General features: G+C 36.9%; 9 protein-coding genes. 4 read left to right on the top strand and 5 right to left on the bottom strand.

Features of this window, described 5'->3' with window-relative positions:
• Positions 1-44: 44 nt before the first annotated feature.
• A complete protein-coding gene (locus EG339_RS08355) occupies positions 45-2,414 on the bottom strand; it encodes an outer membrane beta-barrel family protein (protein ID WP_123869790.1) in 2,370 nt (789 codons plus the stop codon).
• A 174-nt stretch (positions 2,415-2,588) separates the two neighbouring features.
• Between EG339_RS08355 and EG339_RS08350 the strand changes: the two genes are divergently transcribed.
• A complete protein-coding gene (locus EG339_RS08350) occupies positions 2,589-3,938 on the top strand; it encodes a sensor histidine kinase (RefSeq protein ID WP_123869789.1) in 1,350 nt (449 codons plus the stop codon).
• Entirely contained in the window at positions 3,928-4,614 is a 687-nt protein-coding gene (locus tag EG339_RS08345) for a response regulator transcription factor (protein WP_123869788.1), read from the top strand. The genes EG339_RS08350 and EG339_RS08345 overlap by 11 nt, the downstream gene beginning before the upstream one ends.
• Positions 4,615-4,616: 2 nt before the next feature.
• On the opposite strand, the gene EG339_RS08340 is transcribed toward EG339_RS08345, so the two are convergent.
• The 3 genes from EG339_RS08340 to EG339_RS08330 all read right to left on the bottom strand — a co-directional run bounded on the left by EG339_RS08340 (position 4,617) and on the right by EG339_RS08330 (position 8,446).
• Positions 4,617-5,444, bottom strand: a complete 828-nt coding sequence (locus EG339_RS08340) for an endonuclease/exonuclease/phosphatase family protein (RefSeq protein ID WP_164465424.1) — start codon at positions 5,442-5,444, stop codon at positions 4,617-4,619.
• Between the two features lie 101 nt (positions 5,445-5,545).
• A complete protein-coding gene (locus EG339_RS08335; protein WP_123869787.1) occupies positions 5,546-7,480 on the bottom strand; it encodes a M1 family metallopeptidase in 1,935 nt (644 codons plus the stop codon).
• Between the two features lie 84 nt (positions 7,481-7,564).
• Positions 7,565-8,446 (bottom strand): SDR family oxidoreductase, encoded by an 882-nt coding sequence (locus EG339_RS08330; RefSeq protein ID WP_123869786.1) that lies wholly within the window; start codon positions 8,444-8,446, stop codon positions 7,565-7,567.
• Positions 8,447-8,571: 125 nt separating this feature from the next.
• On the opposite strand from EG339_RS08330, the gene EG339_RS08325 reads away from it, so the two are divergent.
• Complete coding sequence (locus EG339_RS08325; protein ID WP_123869785.1) at positions 8,572-10,869, top strand: GH92 family glycosyl hydrolase; 2,298 nt, start codon at positions 8,572-8,574, stop codon at positions 10,867-10,869.
• 205 nt (positions 10,870-11,074) lie between these two features.
• Here EG339_RS08325 and EG339_RS08320 read toward each other — a convergent pair whose 3' ends face one another.
• On the bottom strand, positions 11,075-12,412 hold the full coding sequence (locus tag EG339_RS08320) for a dihydroorotase (RefSeq protein ID WP_123869784.1): 1,338 nt from the start codon (positions 12,410-12,412) through the stop codon (positions 11,075-11,077).
• Between the two features lie 200 nt (positions 12,413-12,612).
• Between EG339_RS08320 and EG339_RS08315 the strand changes: the two genes are divergently transcribed.
• Positions 12,613-14,040: an oligosaccharide flippase family protein gene (locus EG339_RS08315; RefSeq protein WP_123869783.1), complete on the top strand. Its 1,428-nt coding sequence runs from the start codon at positions 12,613-12,615 to the stop codon at positions 14,038-14,040.
• Positions 14,041-14,096 lie beyond the last annotated feature (56 nt).

Genomic DNA, 14,096 nt, shown 5'->3' with positions numbered 1-14,096 from the left:
CTGCTTCCATCCTTCAATTTTAGTGCCCTTACTCTAAACTCTGTTTAAAGCCTGTCCTGCTCTGCTGTTTTCCTGATCGTTTTGGCATTCTTCACAGATTGGTTCCCGAAATTGTACTTCAATGATAACGTGAAACCCTGGGTATCTGTATAATCCAGAAAATAATTATCCTGATTGGCATATTTGGTAACAACTTTCTGGCGCGTGCTTTTGAAAATATCATTCACCACAAATGCTGCTTCCAGCTTTTTATGGAAGAACTTCCTGTTCATCACAAAATAGGCAGACCAGCTGCTGGAAATCCTGAAGGGCCCCTGAATTCCTGAAGAGAAATACCGATGTCCTATTTCCATTTTCCAGTCATTATTTTTATCTAAAGTAAAACTTGTAGAAATATCAGACATCCAGTTCCAGACTTTATTCTGATGTAATATCCCATCTACTCCATTGAAATAATTTTCGTTATGCTCCAGGTTTTCGGACAATATTAAATTCCACCAGGGTTTTATCTGCAGACTTTTATATAAGCTTGCCCCAAATGCCTGTCCTTTTTCAATATTGGTAAAATTATAAACTACATTATTGGTTTCCGGTACCTGATAGGAGATTTCCATGGCTGGATACAATTCTTTGCGATAATACAGATCAAGATGCCAGTCTTTCCAGGAATACGAGAGATTAAGATTATGAATAATTGTTGCTTTTAGCTCAGGATCACCCTGAAAATAGGAAAACAGATTGTAATAGGACTTTGCAGGATTCAGCCATGCATAGGAAGGTCTGCTGATCCTTTTCCCGTAGGAGAACCCAAACTCATGCTTATTTTCTGTGGTATACTGAGCATAAAAAGTTGGAAAAAAGTTCCAATAGTTGTTTTTATTGCGGTTATAAGGTTCTGAAACAATTCCTTCAAGATCCGTCATTTCAGCACGAAGGCCTCCTTTAAAATTCCATTTCCCGATGCTATAGGAAAGTGAAGAATACAGGGCGAAATTGTGTTCCTTATAATTAAAGTCGCTGCTTTTTGCCGGTCTGAATTCCATTAATCCATTTTCATTATCAGAGAAATCAAGCTTACTGTTCGTTTTTACAAAGCTGTATTTGGCTCCGGATTCCACTTCCAGCTTTTCACCTTTCCATTGATAATCCAATTGAGTGGAATACAGCTGAACATCAGCCTTATTTTGAGTCAGAAAATGCTCCTCTCTGGGAAGCTGTCCTGCAAAATTTAAATAGGTAGATACATTCTGGTATTTATCTGCATTATTTCCTGTAAAGTAATTGATCCATGAAAGGCTGCTTTTTTCATTCAATTTCCTGTCTACCTGAAAACTCACCGAATTATTGATGGAATTTGATTCATGTTCATTAACAGTTCTGTAATGAGATTCTACAATATCCCGGTTATTATAGATTAATGTGGGCACATCGTAAATTCCATAGGATTTTGGTGAAAAATACCCTGAATAGTTGAGGCTTAGGTTGGTTAAACTGTCCAACTCATATTCTACATTAAAATTCAGGGTATTCTGGTTAGTGTTTTTATCCTTCCTGTTCATCGTACTCATCCATGTGGTTTCACTTTCAGGATAACGGACGTAATCAGTTCCTTCACGGAAATAAGTGCCCATCCCTTTATAATAGCTTGCCATAACGGAGAGTTTCTCTTTTTTATAATATTGCGACAGTCCAAAAACTGCTTTTGCATACTGAGTTTGAATATATTTTGAAGATACTATCCCACGATAGCCTTCAATCTTGTTCTTTTTCATTACAAGATTCAGCACTGCACTTCCTGAAGCTTCATATTTTGCAGGTGGATTGGTAATAACTTCAATAGACTTCACCTCATCTCCCTGTGTATTTTCCAAAAGATTTTTAAGTTCATCACCAGTCAGCATTACTTTTTTATCATTAATAGTGACCAAAATTCCTCCACTTCCTTTCACCGTTAATACATTATTATTAACAGTAACATTTGGGGTTTTCTTTAAAATTTCCCATGCATTGAGTGATGAAATATTGCTGTTTTCCACATTAAATTCCAGGCGATCCACCTTTCTTTTCACCACCGGGTTTCTTTTAGTCATTACAACCTCTTCTATTTCCCGGGTTTCTTTTCTGAGAATAATTTGTAAGGCATCAGGTTTTTCAAGATCCAGGTTCTTTTCGAATACTGAATATCCATTGTTCCGCACCACCAGCTTTACATTTTGCTCATTAATACCTTCCAGAATAAAACCTCCACTGCCATCAGTCTTTAATTCTTTGATTAATTCGTTTTTTGAATTGTACAGAACTATATTCACTGCTGAAAGTTTTTGATTTTCGGTATCCATCACCGTTCCTGCAATTTTTTGTTTTTGAGCCAGCATCATCATGGGAAGACACAGAAAAAAAAGAGCTTTGTTCATGATTACATTTTTAAGAATGATGTTAAACAATACTAATCCTTGTTTTTACAGTACAAAAGTCCATATTGGGAGCGAGAATTTCAGTTAATGAACAGTTAATGATGGGTTAACAGCTTTTTTGCTTTAAAACAAAAAAAAGGTTAATGAAAGGTTAATGATAAAAATACCCCATCAGTGAAATACGAAAGCTTTATCTTTGTTTCAATGATCTCTAATAACAAAAACCTGATTTATATTTTCACTACACTGTTCCTCTTTTTGCTGGGAATTCAGGTTTATTTTATGTACAAAACCTATCAGGTTAAAGAAAGGGAGATCTACAGATCCATTGACCAGGGTATCTCAGTTTATACCGATCAGGTAGTGAATAATCATTCTGCCAAGGATTCGAAAAATGATTCTCTGCAGCAAGTTATTATCAAATACTATCACAAAAAGCTCAACAAGCAGGATTTTATAAAATACCTGGTAGATGAAAAAAAAAATTCGGGTAAGAATTTAACAGCTTACATCAATGAGCATCGGAAAAAAGACGGGTATATCATCTGTGTAAGAATTCAATATCGTTTACTCATCCACCTTCCCGACAGCATTAAACTGCTACAGCAACCGGTCACCATTTACGAAACCAAAGATAAGGTAAGAAAACCTGCTATTACCAGCATCGGTACCTGGAGAACTTCTTCTACCCAGGAAACTACAGGAAAAAAACCAATTAACAATATGGATTCATTCCATGTGGAGACCCAAACAGAGATTGAAATCGGAAATATAAAGAGTCTTGTTTTCAGAGAGATTATTTTGTTAATTATCTGCTGTGTTATCCTGCTTGCAAGTGTTCTTATACTGTATATTTTCACAATCAAAAATCTCATCCAACAACAAAAACAGGTAAAAGTTCTCCACACGGTTGTGGATAACATTTCTCACGAGTTCAAAACACCGATAGCGACTTTGAAAATAGCTTCCAAAACGCTTAAAAAGGGATGGAATCCGGATACACTTCCACTGATTGACCGGCAAATTACAAGACTGGAAAGCCTGATGCTACAATTGCACAAAGATGAAACACCGGAAGAAATAATTGCTATACAACCTGAACACTGGGATTTTTTTATTCAGGATCTTGCCTTCACCTATCCGCAGATAGATTTTAAATCTGAAAATAAAGTTTCCCGTCAGCTCCCTTTTGATAAAAATCTTATGGAAACAATCGTTAAGAATCTCTGTGAAAACAGTATAAAATATGGGGCTTCCATCGTAACCGTTAATACCAGTAATACTGCTCAGAATTTAAAAATTGAAGTTTCTGATAATGGTAACGGCATGGAAAGTAAAGAGCTGAAGAACATTTTTGAAAAATTCTACAGGATACAGGCCAATAATATTCATAATAGCAAAGGACTTGGGCTTGGGCTGTATTTTGTAAAAGAAATCGTTACATCCTACCACGGTAAAATTGAGGTATCAAGCCAACCAGGTATGGGAAGTACTTTTAAAATAACCATTCCTTATGAAAATTAAAATCCTGCTGGCAGAAGACGACTCTGATTTCGGAACGATCCTTAAACAATATCTTGAACTGGAAGATTTTGATATCAGCTGGTACCAGAACCCTGAAGATATCATTCCGCTTCTTAGCACTGATTTTCCTTTTCAGATCGGAATTCTGGATGTTATGATGCCTAATATAGACGGCTTTTCTCTTGCAAAAATGATATTGAAAGAACATAACAGTTTTCCGATTCTATTTTTAACTGCAAAAAATCAAAAAATTGATCGCTTAACCGGATTAAAAATGGGCGCGGATGACTACATCGCCAAACCATGTGATCCCGAAGAACTGGTATTGCGAATAAAAAATATACTGAAAAGAACGCTTCCCCCAGTTACGGAACCTCAGCTGAAGATTGGTGACTACATCCTGGAAACTCAAAAGCTTCTATTGTCTCATCCTAATGGTAATGTACGCATGACAGTTCGTGAACTGGACTTACTACTCTATCTTCTTAAACATAACCATTCTACCATTACAAGGAATAATATCCTGGATAACCTGTGGGAAACCAATGATTATTTTACAGGAAGAAGCCTTGATGTATTTATCAGCAGACTACGTAAATATTTCAGCCATGATCCAAAAGTAAAAATCCAATCCCTCAGAGGAATTGGATTCGAAATTGATTTTCCAACCGATTAATATTAAAAGGAAAGTTTCACGATAACCGGAAAATGATCTGATGGGTAAAGAAGATTTTCTCTTCGGTCATTAATATGACGGTGTGATCTTATTTTAAATCCGTTTGTAAAAATATAATCGATTCTTTCTTTGGGTACTTCGTTCACATTAAATGCCGTAAATGTTCCTACCGGCCCATAATGCTTCGTTTCCGAATGATAAAAGGTATCCTTCATATTCTGGGAAAGAATTTTAACAGGTTCCGTATCATCCGTAAGATTGAAATCCCCACTTACCGTTACGGGCAGATTCTTTGGATTAAGTTCTTTGATTTTTTTCAAAATCAGCTCAGAAGACTTTACTCTGGCAATATTGCCGATATGATCGAAGTGAAGATTCATCGCAAGGAATTCCTTTTTTGATTTTTTATCTTTAAAAACAGCATAGGTACAGATTCTGTTCAATGCCGCATCCCAGCCTTTCGAAGGCTTCTCAGGAGTTTCAGACAACCAGAATGTCCCTGATTTCACCACTTCCAGTCTTTGAGTATCATAAAAAATAGCGGAAAACTCGCCTTTCTCTTTACCGTCATCTCTCCCTACTCCAATATAATCGTAATTCTTCAATCCATTTTTAATATCTTTCATCTGCTCCGGAAGTGCTTCCTGAACACCGAAATAATCGGGATGATAATAGGTTAAGAGATCAGCAACATCTTGTTTTCTCTCCGGCCATGCATTTTCTTTGTCAGAAGCAACATTCAGCCTGATATTAAAGCTCATTACAGTAAGGTCCTGTGAAAATCCCAAAGCAAACAGCATCAGGAACATCATTGAAAATCTGAAATTCATAATTATTTTATCAATTTGAGACAAAAATAAGACTTCTCTATGACAGGGAAGTCTTATTTATATGATAATAATGTTAAATTAACGTTTTTAAATGACCCGTTCTACAATACAAGGCTGTTATTGTTCAAATTAGTATCAGGAATTTGGGAATCCGGATCTATCTGAACCTCTTTTATTTCCTTATCAGAATCTACTTTGAAGGTCCATTCGGTATTTCGCTTCCAGACTTCAATAGGTATTCTGACATTTTTGGATGTTCCGTCTTTAAACCTCAGCTGAACCGTAGTAGGCATTGGCAATTGTCCAATATTTTCAACTGTGATCTGTACACCCTTTTTAAAATCACCGTCTATGTATTTAGCGCTCTTCACGGCCTGATCTATTTTCCACTTATTAAAAAACCATCCTCTCCAGAACCAGGTAAGCTCTTCTCCTGAAACATTTTCCATCGTATGAAAGAAATCCCAGGGAGTAGGATGTTTGAACGCCCAACGATCTATATAAGTTCTGAAAGCTTTATCAAATTTTTCAGGTCCAAGAATAGATTCTCGTAGAATGGATAAACCTGCTCCCGGTTTGTAATAAGCAAGAGCAGCAATACTTCTTTCCTTCATATTATCCGGTCCTACCATCACAGGCTCCAGATTATCATTCATAAAGAAATTTCCAGCTTGTCCCAGGTGCTTTTTCCTGTAATATTCCCCTTTATTAAAGGCTTCTGTGGAAATCTCGTTGATAAATGTATTAAATCCTTCGTCCATCCATGCAAATAATCTTTCATTGGAACCTACGATCATAGGAAACCAGTTATGCCCGAACTCATGGTCTGTAACCCCCCAAAGGTCTTCTCCTTTCGAATCCATATGGCAGAAAACAATTCCAGGATATTCCATTCCGCCTTCATTTCCTGCTACATTGGTTGCTGCAGGATAAGTATAACCATACCATTTGTTTGAATAATGTTCTATAGCTGCTTTTGTATACTCCGTAGATCTTCCCCAGGCTTTTTCACCTGTACTTTCTACAGGATAAGCAGAAATGGCCAATGATTTTTTTCCATTCGGAAGATTGATTCTTGCTGCATCCAAAATGAAGCTAGCAGATGAAGCCCATGCAAAATCACGAGCTTGTGTAATCTTAAACTTCCAGGTTTTTGTTCCTGAAGATTTATTCTTACCGATTTCGGATTCAGGACGGATCATTACTGTTTTATCACTGTTTCTGGCCTGGTTCCATCTGTTTGTTTCTTCTTTACTATATACTTCATTTTCATTAAGAAGTTCTCCGGAAGCTACTACATAATGGTTGGCTGGTACTGTAATATTGGCTGTAATATCTCCATATTCCAGATAAAATTCAGAAGCACCAACATACGGAAGCGTATTCCATCCCATTACATCATCATACACACACATCCTCGGATACCATTGTGCCATGGTAAAAATTTTGCCGTTCTTTGTATCCTGCACTCCCATCCTGTCTGATCCGTATTCCGGGGAAATAAAGGAGTATTCAATAGCAATTTTTGCAACTCCGCCTCTGGCTTTGAGCTCAACCGGAAGATCCACCTGCATTCTTGTATCTGTAATGGTGTATTTTACCTCTTTCCCATCAAGCTTTACAGATTTAATAGTGTATCCGCCATCAAAAGTTTCTCCATGGGCTCCGTTCCTGCTTCCTGACAAAGGAACAACAGCATTGCCGCGGGAGTCTTTTGCAAACAGGTTCTGGTCAAGCTGAAGCCAAAGGAAACTAAGTTTATCCGGGCTATTGTTGGTATATTTAATCTCTGCAGTACCTGTAATTTCTTTTTTACTTTCATTCAGGCTTACACTCAAATGATAATCTGCTGAGTTCTGCCAATAGGCATGTCCCGGTTGTCCGCTTGCAGAGCGGGTTTCCGTACCTGTCTGAGGGTAGAAGAATGGTTTAAATGCTTCTACATAATCATACTTTGGTGTTTCCTGTGCTGAAACGGTTCCCGAGAAAAAGAAAACCGTAATAGCTGAAACTAGGGCTGGAAATTTTAAATTCATTTGAAAATTATTATGAATATGATCTATAGGTAAAAAAAATACCCGGAATTGTTACAAATCCGGGTTATTTTTTAATAAAATAATTTAGTTTGATTTTTTTGCTTTAATCATTGCTTCCAAAGCATCCCACATTTCCTTTGGAATAGCTTCCAGCATATTAAATTCTCCTGCTCCCTGAAGCCATTCTCCACCATCTATAGTTACTACTTCACCATTCATGTAGGCAGAATAATCTGAAACAAGATAAGCGGCAAGGTTAGCTAACTCCTGGTGTTCTCCTACTCTTCTTAACGGAACTTTTTTCTTCATATCAAATTTTTCCTGTAGATCTCCAGGAAGAAGTCTGTCCCAAGCTCCTTTTGTAGGGAAAGGTCCCGGAGCAATGGCGTTGAAACGGATTCCATATTTTGCCCATTCTACAGCCAGCGATCTTGTCATTGCCAGAACACCTGCTTTTGCACAGGCAGAAGGAACAACATAAGCAGAACCCGTCCAGGCGTAAGTAGTAACAATATTCAGTACAGTTCCCGGAGTTTTAGATTCTATCCAATGTTTTCCCACAGAGAGTGTACAGTTTTTAGTTCCTTTTAAAACAATATCTAAAATAGAATCGAAAGCGGAATGAGTCAGTTTTTCTGTTGGAGAAATAAAATTTCCGGCTGCGTTATTCAAAAGAATATCAATTTTTCCGAATTCTTTTAAAGTTGCTTCTTTCATCGCTTCCACCTCATCCCAATTTCTCACATCGCACGCTATACAAAGAACTTTACCTCCTGTTTCGGCTTCCAGTTCCTTTGCAGTTGCCTGTAATTTTTCCAGATTCCTGGAAGTAATCACCACATTGGCTCCCAGTTCAAGAAAATATTTGGTCATTGCTTTTCCAAGGCCACTTCCGCCACCGGTTACAATCGCTACTTTATCTTTCAGTGCACCTTCGCGCAACATCGGTTGTGTATATAGACTCATAAAATATTTTTTCTTAAAAATAATAAATATTGAATGGATCACGATTAAAATAACAGTATAAATAATGTTATAAATAATATTCGTTGATTTTTATTTAATTTTATCTGTTAATAATCTATTTGCTTATGAAAAATCCGGAGACTTCCATTTTTGCAGCATTACTGTTTTTAAGTGTATATGCGAGTGCTCAAAAATTTGAAAAACTCTATCAATATGTAAACCCGCTCATTGGCACTGAAAAAATGGGACACACCTATCCTGGAGCCACAGTTCCTTTTGGAGCTATACAATTAAGCCCTGAAACCGATACTATTTCTTATGAACTTAATGGAAAATACAATGGTGAAGTCTATAAATACTGTGCAGGCTACCGTTACGAGGACAAAACCATCACAGGATTCAGCTCCACTCATTTCAGTGGTACAGGACATTCTGACCTTGGAGATTTTCTGATAATGCCTACTGTAGGGACACTTCAGCTTAATCCCGGAACAGCATCCAACCCTGAAAACGGATACAGAAGCAGGTTTTCACATCAGAACGAAAAAGCAGAAGCCGGATATTACCGGGTAAAACTTGACGATCATAATATCCTGGCAGAACTCACAGCTACTCCAAGGGTTGGAGTTCACCGATATACTTTCCCTAAATCTGATCAATCCCATATTATTTTAGATCTGATGGCAGGAATTTATAATTATGACGGGAAAAATGTCTGGACCTACGCCCGTGTAGAAAATAACAACACCATCACCGGCTACAGGCAGACCAACGGCTGGGCAAGAACAAGAACTGTTTATTTTGCCATGACATTCTCAAAACCTTTCAAATCTTACGGCCAGAAAAGTTATGATGAGAAGCAAGTATACAAAGGATTCTGGAGAAAGTTCGATCAAACTAAAAATTCCCCGGAAATAGCAGGAAAGAATCTTAAAATGTATTTTGATTTTGATACCAACGAAAATGAAGCTATTGAAATAAAGTTTGCTATTTCACCAGTAAGCCAGACCAACGCTTTGGAAAACCTTGAACAGGAAACCGGCCGTTTATCTTTTGACCAAATTAAAGCAAAAGCACAGGAAAACTGGAATAAGGAACTAAATAAAATTATCATTAAAGGCTCCGACACTCAAAAGACCAATTTTTATACTGCAATGTATCATACCTTCATCAATCCTACAATTTATATGGATGTGAACGGAGAATATAAAGGATTGGATCAAAATACGCACAAGGCAGAAAACTTTACTAATTATACTACATTCTCTCTTTGGGATACCTACCGGGCACTCCATCCGTTTTTTAATATCATCCAGCCTAAACGGAATAATGATATGGTAAGATCAATGATGGCGCATTACAATCAATTTTCCATGAAAATGTTACCTATATGGTCTCATTATGCTAATGACAACTGGTGTATGAGCGGCTATCACAGTGTAAGTGTAGTTGCAGATGCTATTATCAAAGGAAATTATGACGGTGATCCAAAAGAAGCACTTAGAGCTTGTGTAGAAACTGCCAATAAAAGAGATTATGAAGGGATCGGACAATATATTGATTCTGGTTATATTCCAGCCGAAAAAAATGGGACTTCAGTTTCCAACACGCTGGAATATGCATATGATGACTGGGCAATTGCTCAATTAGCAAAACATTTGGGAGAAACTGAAATTTATAATCAATTCATCAAACGTTCCACAAACTGGAAGAATAACTTTGATAAAACCATCGGGTTTATGCGCCCGCGCCTGGCTGACGGCAGTTTCAAGAAGGATTTTGATGTATTAAGTACCCATGGGCAGGGTTTCATTGAAGGAAATTCATGGAATTACAGCTTTTTTGTGCCACAAAGCCCCAATGAACTGATAACAATGATGGGCGGAAAAAAGAAATTCGCATCAAAACTCGATGAATTGTTCACTATGCATCTTCCTGATGAATTTTTTGCAGACACTGAGGATATTACCCGCGAAGGAATTATTGGCGGCTATGTTCACGGAAATGAACCAGCCCATCATGTTGCTTACCTTTACAATTGGGCAGACCAGCCCTGGAAAGCCCAATCGCAGATCCGTCATATCCTTGAAATGCAATACAAAGCAACTCCTGATGGATTAGGAGGAAATGACGATACGGGACAAATGAGTGCCTGGTATATTTTAAGTTCATTAGGCTTTTATCCCGTTGCTCCAGGTTCGGAAGATTATTCTATCGGGAGCCCGGCTATTGAGAATGCTGTTTTACATTTGGAAAACGGAAAAATATTTGAAATTGAAGCCATCAATCAGAGTCCACAAAATGTATATGTACAGAAGGTTCTTTTAAATGGGAAGGAGATTAAGAATTTCACCTTAAAACATTCCGAGATTGTAAATGGAGGAAAACTTACTTTTTATATGGGAAACAAGGCTAAAAAATAGGTGTTATTAGAATTCTAAATAATACCTCGCAGATCGTGCGGATTAAGCAGATGATTATGTTAAAAAATTTGCGAAAACCCGTGTGATCTGCGAGAAAAAATAATACACAGCATTATTCAAAGTATTAATAAATTTCGGCTAAAGCCAATGGGATATTACAAATAAAAAAAGCGGGCTAAAGCCCGCTTCTATTGAATTTTATATATTACCCTTTCACTTCAAAAAGCAATCTTTCTCCAAATTTCTCTTCAGTAATTTTTCCATTGTCATAAGCAAGGTGCCCATTTACAAAAGTGTGGGTAACTTTAGAATGGAAGTTAATTCCTTCCAATGGGCTCCAGCCACATTTGTATAATAAATTGTCTTTAGATACTGTCCAGTCTGCATTTAAATCTACCAAAACAAGATCTGCTTTATATCCTTCTTTTACAAACCCTCTCTTTTCCACTCTGAAAAGAATTGCAGGATTATGACTCATTTTTTCAACAATTTTTTCAAGGGAAATCTTGCCGTCTTTATAATTTTCCAGCATCACAACCAGTGAATGCTGAACCAACGGTGCCCCTGAAGGGCATTTTGTATACACATTATTTTTTTCTTCTGCGGTATGAGGTGCGTGATCTGTTGCAATAACATCAATTCTGTCATCTAACAATGCTTCCCAGAGCGCATCTTTATCCTTTTGTGTTTTCACAGCAGGATTCCATTTAATTAATCCGCCTTTGGTATCATAATCCACATTGGTAAAAGTAAGGTGGTGAACACATACTTCCGCAGTGATCTTTTTATCTTTTAATGGAATATCATTCCTGAATAATTCCATTTCTTTAGCAGTAGAAAGGTGAAACACATGAAGTCTGGCCCCTGTTTTCTGTGCCAGCTCAATCGCTTTTGAAGAAGATTTATAGCAAGCTTCCTCACTTCTTATCAAGTGATGAAATTTCACCGGGATATCTTCTCCATATTCATCCATATACTTTTGGGTATTGGCTCTGATGGTAGCTTCATCTTCACAGTGAACAGCAATCAGCATTTTTGTATTGCTGAAAATATTTTCCAGTGTCTCCGGATTATCTACCAGCATATTTCCTGTAGACGACCCAAGGAATAACTTAATACCAGGAACATTTCTTGGATTTGTTTTCAAAACCTCTTCAAGGTTATCATTAGTTCCTCCCATCATAAAACCGTAGTTGGCATATGCTTTCTGAGAAGCTATTTCATATTTATCAGCCAGTAACTCCTGGGTAACAGCATTCGGAACAGTATTGGGCTGATCGATAAAGCTGGTTACTCCACCGGCAATGGCTGATCGTGATTCAGTTTCAATATCTCCTTTATGCGTAAGGCCCGGCTCGCGGAAATGCACCTGATCATCAATTACTCCAGGTAAAAGATATTTTCCTGCACCATCAATAATCTGATCTGCATCTTCAGAAATAGCAGAAGCTATTTTAGAAATGATATCATTTTCTATTAAGATATCGCTTTCAAAGATTTTTCCTTCGTTGACGATGTTTACATTTTTGATTAGGGTCTTCATTTTACTTTTTTAGAAATTAGATTAGAGCCAGAGATAAAAAAGACCGGATTATCCTAGGCTAATGAACAGATACAATGGCCATTGACAAAACCCTGCTTTTAAATTCTCTGAAAAGCAAAATTAAGGTTTATGAATGAATTTTAATATCACTCGTAATAAATCAATTTCTAAATATTTACATTTGCATAAAATTTTTCGAATTGTATAAGAAATTATTAGGGCAAACAATTATTTACGGAGTGGGGGCCATTGCGCCAAGAATTATTTTATTCATCCTTAATCCACTTTTGATCTATAAAATTCCCAATGAAGGTTTTGCGATTTTCACACAGCTTTATGCATGGATTTCATTTGTTAACATTATCCTTTCATTCGGTTTTGAAACAGCCTATTTCCGATTCTCCGCAGAAGATGACAACGAGAAAAAAACCTTCAATACTTCATTCTGGTTTTTATTCTCCACCTCTACCCTCTTCCTTGCATTGTGCTATTTTTTCAATCAGCCTATTGCAGATTATCTAGGGTATCACAACAACCCTCAATATATTAAATGGTTTGCCTTAATTGCATTCTTTGATAATTTACTGGTTATTCCATTTGCGTGGCTCCGTTTTCATAACAAACCTATCAAATATTCGGCAGTAAGAGTTTTTCAGGCTATATTTCAGGCTGTTTTTACCGCTGCACTGTTTTTCTGGATCCCGGAAAGTGTATCGAAAAGCTTTGGATTAAATCAAAATGTAGACTATCCATTCTTCAGTAATCTCGCGGGAAGCGCGTTAGGGGTTTTATTATTACTCCCTATTATATTGAAAGTAAGATTTCAATTCATCACTTCCCTATTTAGACGTATGATTACATACTCATTCCCACTGATGCTGGCAGGCCTTGCATTTATGGTAAACGAAAATTTTGATAAGTCCATTCAAAGAAGCCATATTTCAGACGAGGAAGCAGGAGCTTATGGCGGCTGTTATAAATTGGCAGTTCTGATGACGTTATTTGTTACAGCCTACCGAATGGGAATTGAACCCTTCTTTTTTAAGCAAATGGATAAAGGAGATGCTAAGAAAACCTATGCTAAGGTAGCGGAATACTTTGCTTTTTTTGCATGCGCAGTAGCATTGGGTATTATTGCCAATATATCCTGGCTGAAAAATGTTTTCATTCCCAATAAATCGTATTGGATTGCGATAGATATTATTCCAATCATTGTTATAGCCAATCTTTGTTTTGGTATATATTATAATTTTTCCACCTGGTATAAAGTAACCGACAGAACCAGCGTAGGAACTGTAATCTCATGGATAGGGGCAGGTATTAATATTGCTTTAAATTACCTGGCATTATATTATTATCACAGTATGATCGGTTCTGCCTGGGCAACCTTTGGAGCCTATGTCATTATGATGATTATTTCATACGCATTAGGCCAGAAATACTACCCCATACCTTATAGAATGAAGAAAATGTCATTCTTCTTAGTATTGTTGGGAGTATTCAGTTTTATTATTGTAAAATATTTCAATTACAATATTATAACCAGTAATTTATTATTCTTAGTCTTCCTGGGAACTTTGATCTATTCTGAGAAAAATATGATTTTGTCAAGAATCAGAAAGAATTAAACTTTGGTCCTTCTTTTGATACCTGGTAAGCTTTAAAAACAAAACAAACTGCTAAA

The organism is Chryseobacterium bernardetii, from assembly GCF_003815975.1.
Taxonomy (GTDB): domain Bacteria; phylum Bacteroidota; class Bacteroidia; order Flavobacteriales; family Weeksellaceae; genus Chryseobacterium; species Chryseobacterium bernardetii.
This window is presented reverse-complemented; position numbering and strand designations above follow the sequence as displayed.